This window comes from Coleofasciculus sp., from assembly GCF_046565525.1.
In the GTDB taxonomy this organism is placed as follows: Bacteria; Cyanobacteriota; Cyanobacteriia; order Cyanobacteriales; family Coleofasciculaceae; genus Coleofasciculus.
Genome location: NZ_JBKHUP010000007.1, coordinates 1 through 18,235, shown reverse-complemented (window position 1 = coordinate 18,235; position 18,235 = coordinate 1). Strand labels below are relative to the sequence as shown.

Annotated in this window: 10 protein-coding genes and 1 pseudogene; 10 read left to right on the top strand and 1 reads right to left on the bottom strand. The window is 46.0% G+C overall.

The features are described 5' to 3' along the window. Positions 1-43 precede the first annotated feature (43 nt). Positions 44-610: a hypothetical protein gene (locus ACLGGO_RS03680; protein ID WP_446418306.1), complete on the bottom strand. Its 567-nt coding sequence runs from the start codon at positions 608-610 to the stop codon at positions 44-46. A 719-nt stretch (positions 611-1,329) separates the two neighbouring features. Between ACLGGO_RS03680 and ACLGGO_RS03675 the strand changes: the two genes are divergently transcribed. From ACLGGO_RS03675 to ACLGGO_RS03630, 10 genes and pseudogenes are all read left to right on the top strand, one after another. Next, the gene (locus tag ACLGGO_RS03675; protein WP_446418305.1) at positions 1,330-2,628 is read left to right on the top strand and encodes an RNA-guided endonuclease InsQ/TnpB family protein; all 1,299 of its coding nucleotides are present in this window, start codon (positions 1,330-1,332) and stop codon (positions 2,626-2,628) included. Positions 2,629-2,896: 268 nt separating this feature from the next. After that, positions 2,897-6,091: a PAS domain S-box protein gene (locus ACLGGO_RS03670; protein WP_446418304.1), complete on the top strand. Its 3,195-nt coding sequence runs from the start codon at positions 2,897-2,899 to the stop codon at positions 6,089-6,091. A gap of 168 nt (positions 6,092-6,259) precedes the next feature. Beyond that, entirely contained in the window at positions 6,260-6,478 is a 219-nt protein-coding gene (locus tag ACLGGO_RS03665; protein ID WP_446418303.1) for a hypothetical protein, read from the top strand. Positions 6,479-6,658: 180 nt separating this feature from the next. Continuing rightward, complete coding sequence (locus tag ACLGGO_RS03660) at positions 6,659-9,127, top strand: endonuclease MutS2 (protein WP_446418302.1); 2,469 nt, start codon at positions 6,659-6,661, stop codon at positions 9,125-9,127. A 503-nt stretch (positions 9,128-9,630) separates the two neighbouring features. Further along, on the top strand, positions 9,631-10,221 hold the full coding sequence (locus ACLGGO_RS03655; RefSeq protein WP_446418301.1) for a DUF3038 domain-containing protein: 591 nt from the start codon (positions 9,631-9,633) through the stop codon (positions 10,219-10,221). Between the two features lie 110 nt (positions 10,222-10,331). After that, the gene (locus tag ACLGGO_RS03650; protein WP_446418300.1) at positions 10,332-11,906 is read left to right on the top strand and encodes a DUF4335 domain-containing protein; all 1,575 of its coding nucleotides are present in this window, start codon (positions 10,332-10,334) and stop codon (positions 11,904-11,906) included. A gap of 219 nt (positions 11,907-12,125) precedes the next feature. After that, positions 12,126-13,709, top strand: a complete 1,584-nt coding sequence (locus ACLGGO_RS03645; protein WP_446418299.1) for a B12-binding domain-containing radical SAM protein — start codon at positions 12,126-12,128, stop codon at positions 13,707-13,709. Positions 13,710-14,122: 413 nt separating this feature from the next. Further along, positions 14,123-15,066, top strand: a pseudogene (locus ACLGGO_RS03640) (DNA methyltransferase). Continuing rightward, positions 15,066-16,040, top strand: a complete 975-nt coding sequence (locus ACLGGO_RS03635) for an AvaI/BsoBI family type II restriction endonuclease (protein WP_446418298.1) — start codon at positions 15,066-15,068, stop codon at positions 16,038-16,040. Before ACLGGO_RS03640 ends, ACLGGO_RS03635 begins: the two are co-directional and overlap by 1 nt. 248 nt (positions 16,041-16,288) lie before the next feature. Further along, the gene (locus ACLGGO_RS03630) at positions 16,289-17,947 is read left to right on the top strand and encodes an ABC1 kinase family protein (RefSeq protein ID WP_446336526.1); all 1,659 of its coding nucleotides are present in this window, start codon (positions 16,289-16,291) and stop codon (positions 17,945-17,947) included. The last annotated feature ends 288 nt before the right edge of the window (positions 17,948-18,235 follow it).

Here is an 18,235-nt window from a genome sequence, read left to right as displayed (position 1 = left end):
TTTTCTATTCCCCATTCCCTATTCCCTGACAAATGACGAATGACTAACGACGATAAAACGCTTGTTCCCTTGCCATAGAAAGCGCCATGTAGAGAATATTTTGCCGTTCAATGGCAGGAAAGCTAATCGTATAAATCATATCGTTTTGCTGCCACATCACGGTTGAGAAGGAGTAGGATGGATTTTGAGATGGTCCTTCAATCAGATATCCAGCAACATTAGGCGCCAATGTAATGCGATCGCCTAGAGTTTCATGTCGCTCCAGATCACGCCTCGCACTCGCCGACTCCTTGGGGTTGACTGAAAAGCTACCCAGTAAGCAGGAATTCGGGCTGCGATCGCAGGTAAACAGACTTACCATATAACTAGGGGGGGCTTGTGAGGGAAAGACACGGACAATTAATTGGTTTGGATCAATATCCAAAAGATCATTCACTCGTAACTGGGTGGGTAAGCGCATGGCTAACCCGACAGGCAGATTTTTTTGGATACGTTCCATAAACGGAATAAACACGGGTGCAGGTTGAGCTTCAACCGTTACCGCCAGACTGAAAACACCGAGGAACAATGACACCCCCCAGAAACAGCGTTGCCAAATTCGGTAGAACACTTCGCCTCAATCAGGTTTTCAATAGATTCTTAACTATTTTTAGTTTAAAACTTTTTATCTCTCATCGGTTGAGGCAGTTTATAGCAAGTTGCATTCAAAGATATAACTTTCTCTCCCCCCGCTTCCCCAGCTTCCCCATCTCCCCCCGCTTCCCCCGCCCCAGCCGTTTTTATGAAGAAAATATAAAGCTATCCTAAAATTGGTTAAGATCGTAGCACTTAACCCCTGATCAGAAGCGGTAAACGCCTCGTAAGCGTGAACTTGCACGTTACCCCAATGCTTAATCTCTTTGTTCAACCTCCTCTGTGGAGCGCAACCCCTCCCTTGTTGCTATGTCATAAACAGCATCGCTAATGTCCCAATGTGCCAACGTAGACAACACTTACGCCGCAACTTTAGCCATAGTAGGGGAAATTCATGAATTCTCTCTACAGGTAGCGCTTGCAGTGCTAGTTGGCGTAAGTCCCAATAGAATGAATATTAGTCTTGGTGGCGGTAAATGTGACTGTAGCGTAGGTTTATGTATAGGCGTACCTATCCTCAGCAAACAGTGGTCTTGTTGGGTTAACGAGAATATTACAGGCAAGCGATGGTGCAGGCTCCCTCGCGATTTATCCGAGGGATGAAACCGAGCAAGTCGTAAAGACAGCGGGATTTATCCCGCAATAACTTCCTCAAGTGATATATATAATAGAACCATAAACAGGGAGGTGATATTCTTGTACGGTTGTCAGCAAGTATTGTTAAATCCAGATAAAGAGCTAGCCGCAGTTTTAGAGTTTATTTGCGCTGAAACGAATAACTTGATGAACTGCGGCATCTATTATGCTCGTCAAATCTGGTTCAAGCGTCGGCGGATTATCGGTAAATACGACCTAGAAAAGGAGTATAAAAACAACAAACATTTCCAAGCCCTCTATTCTCAAGCAGCTCAACAAGCGCTAAGAACCGTTAGCGAATCTTTTAAGTCCTTCGGTGGATTGATAAAGGCATTTATAAAAGGAAAGATAGCAGATAGTCCTAAACTGCCTAAGTATTTAAAGAAAGGCGGTCTTTCTGTTGTTAGTTATCCTAAGCAGGCTTTGAAGATTAAAGATGGTCGAATCAGAATACCGCTAGGAAAGTTGGTTAAAACATGGTTCAAGATAGCGAATTTCTTTATCCCAATACCATTTAACCTCAACTTCAAAGACATCAAGGAGCTGAGAATCCTCCCCCGCAACGGTTGCTTCTACGCTGAGTTTGTCTACCTTCTGCCTTCTGTGACAGCAGATGTAGATCCCTCGCGGGTGATAGGAATCGACCCCGGACTTAATAATTGGATCACCTGTGTCTCTAACGTAGAGACCAGCTTTATCGTTGATGGACGCAAACTAAAGAGCCTTAACCAGCTCTACAACAAGCGGGTTGCAATCATTAAATTGGGTAAAGCTCAAGGGTTTTGGAATGAAGAATTAGCCTCTCTCACAGAAAGGCGTAATAGACAAATAAGAGATGCGGTTAACAAAGCCGCTCGTGTCGTTATCAACCATTGTCTCCAATATCGGATTGGAACAGTTGTTTTCGGCTGGAATCGACGCAGCAAAGACGGAATTGAGTTAGGGAAAAAGACGAACCAGGAATTTGTTCAAATCCCTACCGCTCGTCTCAAAAACAGGATTGAGCAACTGTGTGAGCAGTATGGGATTCAGTTCGTAGAAACTGAAGAAAGCTATACCTCTAAAGCGAGTTTTCTCGACAATGACTCTCTGCCTGTATTCGGCTCCAAGCCGGAAGGGTGGACGCCAAGCGGGAAGCGAGTAAAACGCGGGATGTACCGCACCAAAAATGGAGAATTCGTCAACGCCGATGCTAACGGTGCTGCCAATATCCTTCGTAAAGTAGAGATACAGCTAGGTTTTGACCTAGCCAAGGTCTGTAGGGCGTTTTTGACTGCGCCATCCAGAGTTTTCCTCTGGAACTCTAAGAAGACAAAAGGTCGGGACGCGGCTTTAGCCCGTCCCGCAGTATCCTCTTAGAATCCCCCGCGTTTTAACCGGGGGAGAAGTCAAACTAAAGCCATTCTTGAAACAAGGGTTTACCGATTCACTGAGGCTATCTACACATTACCCTATCTTGAAGCCAGGATAGGGTTTACTCAAGGGGGGTTCATGGATGATAGAACTGGAGTCTTGGCACTCCCATCGCTAAAAACGAGGATCTTCTCAGGGCGTACAGATAAAATCTATGACAATGACGTAACACTAGAGCATCTGGCTTTGGCAAGGGTAAGGAGAAGTAACTTTAATGAAAACGCTAGTATCTAGCAACACAACAGTCAACCTTGAGCAACTCTATCCAGATCGTCATATGGATATGGCAGCTAAAGCAACATTTGAGGATTTAACTCGTTTAGCCGCTAGCGTTGTCCAAACCCCGATCGCACTCATCAGTCTCCGGGATACCAAAGGTCAGTGGTTACAATCACAAGTGGGTTTAGAAGTCGATTCTACACCGCAGTACTTAGGATTATGTCGCCAAATCCTGCAACATTTGGCAAGGGAAGATCAGCCGCTATTGGTGGTAGAAGATACTCTAGCCTCAGATCAATCCCTGACAAGTTCACTCCCGATCCGATTTTATGCCGCCGTTCCCTTAGTTACCCCTCAAAATGAAACGGTGGGTATTTTATTGGTCATCGACCAAGTTCCGCGACAGTTAACCGTACAACAAAAAGACTCCCTAGCCGCATTAAGCCGACAGGCGATCGCACAGTTAGAGTGGCAAAAGAAAGTGATCAATTTGGCAACCCAGGTTCATCACTGTCAACGGCTGGAAAAAGCCCTACAAACGTCCTTTGAAAACCTGGTCGATATGACAGTGGCGCTGGATCAGTCTTCAATTGTCGCGATTACAGACCGTCACGGTAAAATCAATTACGTTAATGATAAATTTTGCCAGATCTGTAAATATTCCCGGCATGAGCTTTACGGCGCTGACCATCATCTACTCAGTTCTGGCTATCATCCACCGCAGTTTTTTCAGGACTTGTGGCACACGATTTCCCAAGGAAAAATCTGGCGAGGCGATATCCAGGATTGTGCCAAAGACGGCAGTTTCTATTGGGTCGATACCACCATCGTGCCTTTAATTGATGCCCAAGGAGATCCTTATGAATATATCTCAATTTGCAAGGATATCACGGAACAAAAACAAGCCAAAGTTGAACTGGATCGCTTTTTTGCCCTATCCCCTGACTTGATGGCAGTTATTGGCTTCGATGGTACGTTTAAGCGGATCAATCCCGCCTTTGAAACAACCCTCGCCTATAGCCAACAGACACTCCTGTCTCAACCATTCCTCGATTTCGTCCATCCTCAAGATCGTACCGCTACATTAACGGCTTGGCAAACCCTATTAAGCAGTCCATCAGACGTTTATTTTGAGCATCGCTATCGATGTCAAGATGGATCTTATAAATGGCTTGCTTGGAACTGTTTGCCTTTAGCCGAAGCCGATGTCGTCCATGCGATCGCCCGTGATATTACCCATACTAAGCACCGTAAAGCCAGTCTGCTAGAACGATCCCGTCTGTCCACCTTAGAAGCCGATATTGGCGCTGTTCTCGTTGGACAAAACGGCAGTCTGGGCGAAAGTCTCAAACGCTGTACCGAAGCCATGGTACGTCATCTGAACGCCCTCGGTGCTGGAATTTGGACAGTGGCTGGCATTACTGAGGAGACCCAAATGCCCTTAGTCTTAGAATTGCAAGCAAATAGTGGCGAACATTTACCTACACACCTATTCCCCCAACGCCTCCTCACCAACCAAGGCTTAATCGCCAAAGTCGCCCAAACCCTAAAGCCGATTCATCGTCCTATCTTAACCCCAGGAAATGACTTGTCCAACAAAAGCTATATCGGGATTTACCCGCTGATTGTCGAGTCTCACCTGGTTGGGTTTATTGGGTTACACAGTTGCCAACCCTTCTCCAAAATTGTACAAGGGGTATTGGGATGGGTGGCTAATGCGATCGCGGTAGCTATTGACCGGATTTGGATACGCGAAGAACTCCTCAGTCGCCGGGAAGCGTTACTGTTTCAGTTAGCCAGTCAAATTCGCAATTCCCTAGAACTTGATACAATCCTAGACACCGCTGTCACTGAAATTCGCGGCTTACTGGAGGTTGACGGCTGTCACTTTTTATGGTTAGAGTCCAATTCAGAAAAGCCCAGTTTGCGGGTTACCCATGAAGCACGAGATCCAAATTTACCCAGTTTATTAGGAGACTGTCTCCCGCCACAACTTGTCCCCATAGCGGACATTATTGGCAAATTACATCCCCTGAGAATTAATGATATCCGCCAAACTCAAAACTTAGCCCCCGAAACCCGATCCCTACTCGCCGATTGGGGAATTACCTCAGGGTTAGTTCTACCATTACAAACCAAAACCGGACAACTGGGGGCGATTATATGCAGTCATTATCAGGGTTCGCGCCAATGGAGCGATCGCGAAGTCAAATTATTGCAAGCGGTGGTTGATCAACTCGTGATCGCGATTGAACATGCGGAATTATTCGCTGAAACTTTGGCAACAGCGCAGGCGGCTCAAACCCAGGCAAACCAATTAGAGCAAGCATTAAGGGAATTAAAGCAAACTCAATCGCTGTTAATTCAGACCGAGAAAATGTCTACCATCGGTCAAATGGTAGCCGGTATCGCCCACGAAATCAATAATCCGGTTAATTTCATCACCGGGAACCTCAGCCATACGACGAACTATATTGGCGACTTATTACAACTGATCGAATGTTATCAACAATCCTATCCCAATCCGCTTCCAGATCTTCAAGAGTTTATAGAAGACATTGAGTTATCCTTCCTCATCGAAGACTTGCCAAAAATGCTCTCCTCAATGAAGATGGGAGCAGATCGGATTCAAGAGATTGTGATTTCGCTACGGAATTTCTCGCGGCTTGATCAAGCCGAAATGAAGGCAGTCAATATTCATGAAGGCATTGATAGTACCTTGCTGATTCTCCGCAACCGGATGAAACCCTGTGGGAATTCTCCGGGGATTACGTTGATTAAAGAATACGGTGATTTGCCTCCGATTGAATGTTATGCTGGTCAACTGAATCAAGTCTTTATGAATATTATTAGCAATGCCCTTGATGCCTTTGATGGTGAAATAAAAGCCGGAGCAATTACAGCCGAAGATAGACAATTTAACCTTAAACCAACAATTTGGATTAGTACTGAGGTTGTAGACAATAATCAAGCCGTGATTCGGATTCGCGATAATGGACCCGGAATGAGCCAAACCATCCGCGATCGGTTATTTGATCCTTTCTTTACCACAAAACCTGTTGGTAAGGGAACAGGATTAGGTTTGTCAATTAGCCACCAAATTGTTGTCGAGAAACATGGTGGTATTCTCAAATGTCATTCTGAACCGGGACAAGGAACAGAGTTTTGGATTCAAATTCCGATTAATTAAACTCTATACATTTCAGGAATATATTGACAAAAGACACAATCTGTGATTTGCCCCTCTAGTCAGAAGCCCGGAGCAAACAATCTCCCTAAAATGGCAGATGGATATATGTAAAGCTTCTGTAATATTTATTCATAACATCCCACTGTGGAAATTGATTTTGGTTAAATTATGGCAAAACAGACACAGACTTGCATACACCCTAGGGTTCCTCTAACCCCAGCCGATCGCGAAGCCTTAGAAAAACTCTTTCAGGGAGTACAGCTTGAGGATTTGCGCCAGCTTGAGGAAATAACATCCTATTATTCCATCGCCCCGCTTGAACCTTGGGAAGAACAAGGCTGGATCACGAATAGCTCCCTACCTAGCCCCAGGGAAGCAACGGCATAGTCAACTTGTAGACTGGGTGTATGAGCAATTCTTTCTCCTTTTGGCAGAATTCATCGACTATTTCCTCCCACCAGGGAACGACTCGACAAGATTTTTTAGATAGAGTACGGTTAGACTCACTCGCCTCTCTGGGAAAATTGTCTAATAATGAACATATAAGATAAGCTTTAAAGTTGGGCTTTGATTCAATCTGAAACGTTAGAACTACTCGAATGGCAACGCCTGTGCCAACACTTGGCAACCTTCGCCGCCACTAAACTGGGCGCGATCGCGGCTCGCCATCTTCATCCTCCCGCCACCTTAACAGAAAGCCTGCACCTGTTGGCGCAGACAAAAGAAGTCTATAAACTCGAAAGTCGGTTAACCAGTGGCTGGACATTTGAGGGGATTCAGGATATTGGTGATGCTCTAGAGAGCGCACAACGACAAGGGATATTATCAGGAGAAGACTTACTCGCGATCGCGACAACTCTCTTCGGTGTGCGTCGTTTACGACGTCTTATCGATGATCAAGAGGATATCCCCGTTCTCAACCAACTCGTTGCTGATATCCGTACCTATCCCGAATTAGAACAAGAAATTCATCGTTGTATCGACGAACGCGGGGATGTCACCGATCGCGCTAGTCCGAAACTAGCAGAAATTCGACAACACACTAAATCCCTACGCGATCGCATTTATCAAACGCTCCAGAATATCGTACAACGCCAAGGCGCTGCCCTCCAGCAACCCTTAATTACTCAACGGGGCGATCGCTTTGTTCTCCCGGTGAAAGCCCCCCAGAAAGACTCGGTTCCGGGTATCGTTCATGACGCTTCCAGTACGGGTGCTACTCTATACATTGAACCCAACGCGATCATTGGACTCGGTAATCAACTCAAAACCTATCAACGACGAGAACAAGCCGAAGCTGAAGCCGTGCGTCGTGTGTTAACCGAACAAGTCGCCGCCGTTAAACTAGATCTCGAACAGGTATTAGCCGTCGCCACTCGGTTAGATTTAGCCACCGCCAAAGCCCGATATAGCCTCTGGCTTCAGGCAAATCCGCCGCGCTTCATTGATCCGAATGAACGAGACTCGATTACCCTGCGCCAGCTACGACACCCCCTGCTAGTATGGCAGCATCAGCATGAAGAAGATGCCCCAGTTGTACCCATTACCATCCAGATTCAGCCCCATATAAGAGTTGTGGCGATTACCGGTCCCAATACAGGGGGTAAAACCGTTACCTTAAAAACATTGGGGTTAGCTGCACTCATGGCAAAAGTGGGTTTATTTGTCCCCGCCAAAGAACCCGTAGAATTGCCTTGGTTTGAGCAAATTTTGGCAGATATCGGTGATGAACAGTCTTTGGAGCAAAGTTTATCGACATTTTCCGGTCATATTCGCCGGATTAGTCGGATTTTAGATGGGTTGGAAAATTGTAGAGACGTTGCATCCAATGTCTCTACAGATGGGGGAGAAGATGATTTAGCACAAAGGGAACCAGACACCCCACACCCCAAATCAGCCCTAGTCTTACTGGATGAAATTGGCGCAGGAACTGATCCAGCCGAAGGAAGTGCTTTAGCGATCGCACTCCTGAAATATCTGGCAGATCATGCTCAGCTTACCGTAGCCACGACCCACTATGGTGAACTTAAGGCGCTGAAATATCAAGATGAACGATTTGAAAACGCCTCGGTTGAGTTTAATGATGTCACCCTTTCCCCCACCTATCGCCTACTATGGGGAATACCCGGTCGATCCAATGCGTTAACCATTGCCCAACGGTTAGGGTTAAAGTCAGACGTGGTATCCCTGGCTCAAACCTTAGTCGGAAGCAGTTCACAAGAGGTGAACCAGGTAATTTCTGGACTCGAAGCCCAACGGCGTGATCAGGAAACCAAAGCCCAAGAAGCCAACCAACTCCTCCAGCAAACCGAACGTTTGCATCAAGAAGTATCCAGTAAAGCCAAACTCTTGCAGGAGAGAGAACGGGAGTTGAAACTCTCCCAAGAACGGGCGGTACAAGACGCGATCGCCCAAGCCAAAGCAGAAATTGCCCAGGTGATTCGCAAATTGCAGCAAGGACCCAAAATCGCTCAAAATGCTCAAAAAGCCACCGATGCACTAAAGGAAATTGAGCAGCGCCATATCCCTAAAACACCTGCGGCGAAAGCCAAACCAGCCTTTCAACCCAAAGTGGGCGATCGTATCCGCATTCCTCGTCTAAATCAAACGGCGGAAGTCTTGACCCCTGCGGATGAAGATGGAGATCTCACCGTGCGCTTTGGCTTAATGAAGATGACTGTATCCCTTGCGGATATCGAATCCCTAGAGGGTGAAAAGGCGCATATCCCGGTAAAATCAAAACCCGCATCTACCCCCGCACCAACCCCCTCATCCCCGCCGACTCCCCCGATTCGCACCGAGAAAAATACGATTGATCTACGCGGATCTCGTATCGCCGATGCTGAAGTCGATTTAGAACAAGCCATTTCCAAAGCCATAGCCTCTGGGGTATTGTGGATTATTCATGGTAAGGGAACTGGAAAATTAAGGGCTGGGGTACATGAATTCTTAGAACGCCATCCCCTCGTTGATCGGTTTGAATTAGCCAAGCAAGCGGAAGGCGGATCGGGAGTAACGGTAGCTTACCTGAAATAGCTGCAATAGCTAACTAGGGCACGATAGTATCGTACCCTGATCACAAAGGGATAATTGATTGGGTAGGGGCACGGCATTGCCGTGCCCTATTATCACCATCGTAGTGGTGTGGCAAACCTTAATTTGATAGATTGCCTCATACCCAAAACCTGTAGGGGCGCACCGACGTGCATTGGTGTCAACTTAAGCGGAAAACTCCAGCAATACCTTGACTCTACCCCACCCTAACCCTCCCCTTATAAAGGGGAGGGAACATTTCCCCCCAAAGCACCGGGGGGATTAAGGTAGTTACCAATCCATATCCGGGGAACGCTACCCCCGTTATAACCCAGTCCGCGCAGGCGGACTAAAGGGCAAGTGTAGCAGCGATTTCAATCGCCTCCTCAAAAGGGGATTCTGCTCCTCAATTCTGCGCCAAGGAAACTTGATGTAAACTCTAAAAGTCGTGTTTCTAGATTGGTAACTACATCCACCCGCCCGATTAAATTTCTTACACTAACGTTATGCGCTCTACCCTAAAGACGCCAACATCGTCTCACGCTTGGCAGGATTTGCCCTTGGCTCAAGTGCCAGACTCTCTACAACTGGATAACATTAAAACCCAGTTGGACTTAATCTTGATGGCGCTGGAAGCCTTGGCGGGTATTGGTTCTGAAGCAATGCTGCAAGCGGCGGCTGACTTGAATTTAGAGTCAGTGGTGTCCGATCGCGTCGGGTTATGGCGTCTGCGTCAGTCTAACCCCCAGCGTAAAAGTTCAGGGGGGCGCAAAAAATTGGATGTGGAAGAAGCGCGATCGCTCGTTTTGATTATTTGCCATTTAGCTAAACAGTATCAGGAACTCATTCGTCGGGCTGTAGCCCTTTTGGAACAAATGACTGAACAAAATAGTGAACCCCATCGTACTGCTTTGTTAGGAGATTATCTGGATACATTTGTTAACACCTATCAGGAACGGATGGAGCAAGGAGACAATGTATCCATGGATTTACTTAATCAACTGGCATTCAAACTACTCATTGATTTACTCTTCTACAGTGATTCCCACGGTCATCGGCGTCTCTGGTTAGCCTTATTAGGTTCAGCATCTGCGTAGGGGCGGGTTTCACTACTATCTTTTCCTTTGCACCTGGATGTAACTAAACCCGCCCTGACTAAGTGCGAAAATTTTGTGTCAAATGACGAATGACAAATGACGAATAAAAAATGATAATGCCTAGCTCAGTTCTACACCGCTATACTCCACCTACTTGTACTCTGGAAATTGTGGCAAAAACTTCACCCCTGTCGCGATGGGTGGGGAAGTCTGTGGTGAAAGACTTACAGTTTGAATTACATTTTGATGATCCGCGACAGCCTGACGAAAAGCTGATTACCATAAAAGGCGATCGCACGGAATTGGATGTCTTATATGAGGCGGTTAGCCAATACATACAAAACTTCCTCAACGCTTCTTCCCAACCATTACCCTGGACTAAGTTAACGCCTTCTGTACAACCTGATCATCCAGACGCATCCGAATCTATTGCCCAACACTCAGCGTCTCCTATCTCCTTAGTTTCCTCGGCTCAACCTCAAGAAACTCAAGAATCTGAAATACCATCCACCAAGTTACAACCCTTAAAACCCTGGACGCTACCCTTAGGCATTACCCTAAAACCCAAAGGGTTAGTTACCCATGAATTAGTTCTCGGTCAACTAGCAAACGAAGACTCTGGATCAGTAGTGTACTTAAGTGTCCTACAACTATTCGATTTAGCCACAGCTTTAGATGACTATGCGGCAGAAATTTTAGCCTTACCCAATCCTAGTCGCGCTGGTACCGCCAAAGTCCTACCCCTTTGGACAAAAGCCGCCGCCGCCGTCGTGTTAGCCGTAGGATTAACTACGGCGGGTGTGAGATGGTTCAATCAATCCCAATTAACTCAGAAAACCGCAACCTCAACCCCCAATCAAGCCTCAGATTCAGCCGAAGAAGTCCCCTCAAACTTGGCTCAAGTACCGCCACTACCCACAACCTCACCCTTACCTTCGCCGCCTTCGCCGATTCCGACTCCAACGATACCGCCCTCCTTAGCCAACGCTCCCACATTACCTCCCCCCAAACCCGTTCAACCCCCAACACCATCGGCTCAAAGTTCATCGCCAGCACCAGTACTCCAACGCCCAGAGATTTCCATCGCGCCTCCACCCCAGCGCCCTCCTGCTCAAACCGCGCCGAGTACAGCAGCATCTCCCACTCCACCCCCTACCCAGCCCAGTCGCCTTCCAGCGCCCCCTAGCAATACCCAAAGGTCACCTAGTTCGACCAAAATACCCGCAACACCCCCACCTCTGCCCGTATTTCCCCCTCTTGATGTCACTCCGGCTACACCGGAACTCCCAGGAGCGACAAGTCGTTCACCTGTTCTCACCCCTCGTCCTTCTCTCTCAATAGAGACAGAGCCAACCGAGTTGGGTAATACCAATGAAGCAGCGAGGGATAGACTCTTTGACACGATTCCCCAAGTTGCACAGGCGAGAAACTATCTGCAACAGCGATGGCAACCGCTAGAGGACTTGACAAAAGCGCTAGAGTATCGGCTATTTATCGCCCCAGATGGTTCCATTGAACGGATTATTCCTCTCGGAGGAGCCTCACAAGTTCACATTCAACAAACCGGTATTCCGTTAGTAGGCAAACCTTTTGTGTCACCCGTTGAAGGAGACAGGAATCCGATAATTCGGGTCGTACTTAATCCAGATGGTCAAGTTGAGACATTTTTAGAGCCAATGCGTTAATCTGCTCAAAAATAATCCCAATTCATTAATACCAAGTTGCATTCAAAGATATAACTTTCTCTCCCCCTGCTTCCCCTGCTTCCCCTGCCTCCCCTGCTTCCCCTGCCTCCCCTGCTTTTCCATCCGAAATGGAACTATACTATACTATGGGGAATTAGGAATGGGAAAACCCCACACAGGAGAATTCCCTCATTCCCATTGCCCACTACCTAAACTACAATGCGCGTTTTACTCCTTTATCCCCAGTTTCCCAAGTCCTTCTGGTCTTTTGACAAAGCCATCGAACTGGTTGGACGCAAGGTGACTCTGCCGCCTTTGGGTATGATTACAGTGGCAGCGATATTGCCTCAGACTTGGGAATTCCGTCTGGTAGACCGGAATGCGAGGTTAGAAACCCAGGCTGATTGGGATTGGGCAGATTTGGTCATTGTATCCGGGATGATTGTGCAAAAACCTGATTTGCTGCATATCATTCGGGAAGCCAAGCGGCGCGGGAAGACAGTTGCAGCCGGAGGTCCCTACTTTACCTCTGTACCCGATACAGCATTACAAGCTGGGGTCGATTTTCTAATTTTGGATGAGGGGGAAATTACCTTACCCAAGTTTGTCGAAGCGCTGGAACGCGGAGAAACCTCTGGCGTATTGCGTTCTGATGGACAAAAGCCGGATGTCACCAATACCCCGATTCCTCGTTATGACTTACTGAATTTAAGCGACTACAGTGATATGTCGGTACAGTTTTCCAGAGGCTGTCCGTTTCAGTGTGAGTTTTGTGACATTATTGTCCTCTATGGACGTAAGCCGCGCACGAAAAGCCCAGCGCAACTACTCGCCGAATTACAACGACTCTATGACTTGGGGTGGCGGCGTTCGATTTTCCTCGTGGATGATAACTTTATTGGCAATAAGCGGAACGTTAAGCTATTATTGCGAGAACTCGGACCGTGGATGGCAGAACACGGCTATCCGTTCCGCTTAAGTACAGAAGCTTCCGTCGATTTGGCACAGGATCAGGAATTGCTAGATCTGATGATAGCGGCTAACTTTACGGGTGTGTTTTTGGGAATTGAAACACCGGATACGGAGAGTCTATCCCTCACCCAAAAATTCCAAAATACTCGCAACTCTCTGATGGAAGCGGTACAAACCATTAATCGCACTGGACTGCGGGTGATGGCAGGGTTTATTATTGGCTTTGATGGAGAAAAACCCAGAGCAGGCGATCGCATTATCGAGTTTGTCGAAGCTACAGCCATTCCCCAAGCCATGGTGAGTATGCTTCAGGCTCTGCCTAATACGGCGTTATGGCATCGACTTAAGCGAGAGGAACGTCTGTTAGAAGAAGATAAGGAAGCGAATATTCACCAAGGAACCCTAATTAATTTTATCCCCACTCGTCCTGTAGAAGAACTCGCTCGCGAATATGTCAGTTGTTTCTGGGAACTGTACGAACCCCACCGTTATCTGGGGCGAGTGCATCGCCATTTCCTCCAGATGCAACCCACGCCGCACAAGCGCAAATTCAAGATACCAGACTGGATGACTCTGCGGGCGCTATTAATTATTATGTGGCGACAGGGAATTAAGCGTTCCACTCGGTTCCAATTTTGGCGTCAATTATTCTCCATTTTGCAAAACAATCCCCGCATCTTTGAGCGTTATATTGTCAATTGCGCTCATCTAGAGCATTTTCTGGAGTACCGTCAAATTGTCCGGGATAATATTGAAGCACAATTAGCGGAGTATTTAGCGGAACAAGCCAAGGTTTCTGCTGAAGTGAGAGAAACCGAATTAGTCAGCTAAATTGGCTATTGGCGTGACACAGCTAAAATTGCAGATTAGATGTGAAGATTGAATCGGGCGCAGGTCGCGTGCGCCCCTACAGTGGCTGGATGTTAATCTATCAAATTAGATGTGCTACACCACTACTGGACTGACACAGCTAAAATTGTGGAATAGGTTGTAGGTTGGGTTGACACAAGGAAACCCAACCGAATATAGGGCTAAAGCCCTTACTACAAGCCCCATCTAACCTATCAAATTAGCTGTCCTACACCATTACATTAAAATCTGCTTACCCGTGCATAAGTAGTCGGACAAAAGAAAACGGTACTGTATTAAGTTTTGTAAATTGCCCTCAAACCCTTACTGTTCCCTGTTAAGCAGTTCCCTAATCTCAACCGTTAACTTTAATTGTGTCCACCTCCTTAGTGTAAATGGTATCAGTTCAACCCAGTTTAGGTGAAATTGAACACCTAGACTCTAAATTATCAAAACATTTCAACAGCAAGTTAATTGTCCATGAGCAGCTTAACCGCTCCCTGGTTAGTTATCAAGCCAATAAAACTCGCTCAATATATCGGTGGTATAAGTATAAGGAAGCCTTTTCTGCTGCTTTGGTGGACTATCTATTGCAGCGTTATGGGATTACTAACGGCACAATATTAGATCCATTCGCTGGGAGTGGTACAGCCCTATTTGTCGCTAGCGAAATGGGTATCAATGCCCTTTTTCGGTAGAGAAGGAATTAGGTGAGATTAAGCTTGACAAGGGTTCATGTCTAGATTTAATGCCAAGGTTACCAGATAGTTCATATAATGCTATTTTAACTTCGCCTCCCTATTGTAATCGCTACGATTACACAAGAACTTATGCCTTAGAATTAGCATTGTTGGGCATCAACGAGCAGGAACTATTAAATTTGAGACAACAAATGCTAAGTTGTACTGTTGAAAATCGCCCCAAAGATTTACTCCAAATTAATCCTCATTGGAAATCCGCGATCGCGGCGGCTGAGCAACAGGAATTATTACAAGCTATCTTGAACTATTTATATGACCAAAAAGCACGGGAAATTTTAAATAACCCGGGAATTCCCCGTAGGGTTCGTGGCTACTTTTACGAAATGGCTTGTACAATCGCTGAATGTGCGCGAGTTTTGAAATCCAATGCTCCCTTAATTATGGTGAATGATAATGTTCGCTATCCTGGAGCTAGTATTTCCGTGGATCTGATTCTTTCAGATTTAGCCGAAAAACTAGGATTTGATGTTGAAACTATTCTCGTTTTACCCAATGGCAAAGGCAATAGTAGTCAACAAATGGGCGCACACGGGCGAGAACCATTGCGTAAGTGTATTTATGTGTGGAGAAAATGCTGATGACAACGGATAAGCCATATTGTCAGCATTTAAATTCTAGTGATGACTTAGTGACTCCTTATGCAGCAATTCGATCTGGTTTTGTCGCTTTAGCTTTAGAAAAAAATCGACGTGCTACACCCTTTGTCGAGCAAGCAAGAGTTTTGAAAGCGGCTGCATCTAGAACCAAAACCCCTATCGAGTTGGCTGATGTTGAGGACATACAACCTGCCTTATTAACAGCAGCAGGAGTTTCAGATAAAGCGGCGGGTTATCTAGATTCTCAAGATAAAATGGCAGCAATTCGGGGATTAATCGAAAATTTCCTTGAGCCAGCAGGCGCAAATTTTATTGAGGAGTTAGTCTTTCGATTTCTGCTTATACGAGGAGATACCCTTGGCGGTTCCATGGGGAATGTTGGTGGAATCTTAGCCCAACGGAAGTTAACTCGTATGTTGCTATCTACTTTGACTGTTGCAGGTAAATCTTATCAGTGGCTACATTCAAGAACGAATCAATGGCTGCAAATGACTGATGAAGATGTAGACATTGAATTGCAATTAAAAGGGTTAAGTTGGAAAAATAATCAGCAAAGCCGGACTCTTATCTATAACTTAACTGTGCCTTTTATAAGAAACAATGTAGATTTATGCCTGTTAAGATGTAGTCCCCAAGAGTTGGCGACAAAAAAACTGGCTAAAGCAACCTATAAACTTCCTACTGTTTACCTGGCTCTCGGAGAACTAAAAGGCGGCATTGATCCGGCTGGTGCTGATGAACATTGGAAGACAGCTCGTTCAGCACTCTACCGAATCAATCAAGCATTTATGACTCGTGAACTAAAACCGCATACCTTCTTTATTGGAGCCGCGATCGCCAAGGCAATGGCAGGTGAAATCTGGCGTCAGCTACAGGAAGAAACGCTGACAAATGCAGCTAACTTAACGGGTGAAGATCAACTGGCTTCTATCTCACGTTGGCTATGTAGTCTTTAAGTGTATCTTATCGAACTGAAAACGGCTGTGTAAGTTGAGTAACCTGTAGGATGCAGGCAAGTCGAAATGTGTTGATTCCGATTTTATTTCAAAACTTAATCCTGTAGACTGATTGTCAGCCTGGTAAATTCCTGCAATTCTTAAATTATTTCTTATAGTAAATATAGAATCATTGAGTTAAGGGATTAGATTACTGCTGATTCCTGACTCCTAGACTAACCTCAATTCCAAGCTTATCGGTATAAATCATGTTCTCCTTAACTCAAAACAGCTCTCGACAACGTGACATTCTAGAAGTCGTCTTCCGCAATGGTTGGGAGTACATGCGAAGACTGCTAACCGGTAGCAAGACTGACAAACCACAATTACCTCCCCCAGAGGTGCTGCGTAACGTGCTAACAGAATTGGGACCGGTTTATGTGAAGCTGGGACAATTGCTGAGTACTCGTCCCGATTTGTTACCCGCCGATTATATTGATGCTCTCTCGGAACTCCAAGCTAGAGTACCACCTGTGGCGTGGAGTGAGGTTGAAGTGTTGCTGCGAAAACAACTACGACAACCCTTAGAAGAAACCTTTGCCAAAATTGATCCCAGAGCCGTTGCTGCGGGTTCTATTGCCCAAACCCATCGAGCTACCTTAAAAAATGGTCAGGAGGTAGCGCTGAAAGTTCAGCGTCCAGGAATTGATAAGGTTGTTCCTCAGGATATCGCGATAATTAAAAGTTTAGCCGATTTAGTCTCGCGCACCGATTTTGGACAAGACTATGATGTCGTGGCTTTGGCGGATGAGTTTGCCAACGCCCTAGAAGCAGAACTCGATTTTACCAAAGAAGCCAGCTATACTGACCAATTACGGCGCAATCTTTCCAGAAGTCGCTGGTTTGACCCAACGCAAATCGTGGTTCCCGCTATTTATTGGGAGTTGACGACACAGAAACTGATGGTGATGGAATGGTTAGAGGGTAAACCCATTCTCGAAGCCCAGTTTTCGGTAGAGCAAAATGGCGCGGATAGCAAAACTGAGATGGAACAGCGCAAAGAAATTACTACGCTGTTATTTCGTGCCTTTTTTCAGCAACTCTATGTGGATGGTTTTTTCCATGCTGATCCTCATCCGGGCAACTTATTCTACCTCCAAGATGGTCGCGTAGCGCTTTTGGACTGCGGAATGGTTGGGCGTTTAGACCCACGTACCCAGCAAATTTTAACCGAAATGTTACTCGCGATCGTGGATTTAGATGCTCAACGCTGCGCCCAGTTAACGCTGCAACTGTCTGAGTCCGGTCAACCCGTACTCTTATCGCGGTTGGAAAATGACTACGATCGCATGCTGAGAAAATACTACAACCTCAGCGTCTCACAAATCAACTTCAGTGAGGTTTTTTATGAAATCCTGGAACTTGCCCGAAATAACCGAGTCCGCTTACCCAGTAATATGGGATTATATTCCAAGTGTCTAGCCAACTTAGAAGGGGTGGCTCGTACTTTTAATCCAGAGGTAAATCTCCTCGACGAAATCAAACCCTTGATGACCGATTTATTTCGGCGTCAGCTTTTGGGTTCAAATCCCTTGCAAACCTTTCTCCGAACTGCTCTGGATATCAAAAGCCTCTCGTTGCAATCTCCCCGTCAGGTGGAGTTACTTCTTGACCGAATCACCTCAGAAACCTTAAAGTGGAATATCATAATTCGAGATATTGACCCTCTGCGCCGGAGTTTGGATGATTCAGCCAATCGGCTTTCGTTTAGTATTTTGGTAGGGTCTTTGATTATGGGTGCCGCGATTATCTCGACAGGAGCGCAAACAAGTCAGCTTTCACTGTTGAGTAATGTCCTATTCGGTGTTGCCAGTTTTTTAGGATTGTGGTTAATTGTCAGCATTCTTAAGTCAGGACGATTGAAGTGAACAGTTAACAGTTAACAGTCAACAGTCAACAGTTAACAGTCAACAGGGAATAGGGAATAGTCAACAGTCAACAGGGAATAGGGAACAGTCAACAGTCAACAGTCAACAGGGAATAGGGAACAGTCAACAGTCAACAGTCAACAGGGAATAGAAAAAGAGTAATAAGCTATAGAAATTTTCTCCCCCTGCTCCTGATAACTGATAACTGATAATAACTGATAACTGATAACTGATAACTGATAACTGATAACTGATAACTGATAACTGATAACTGATAACTGATAACTG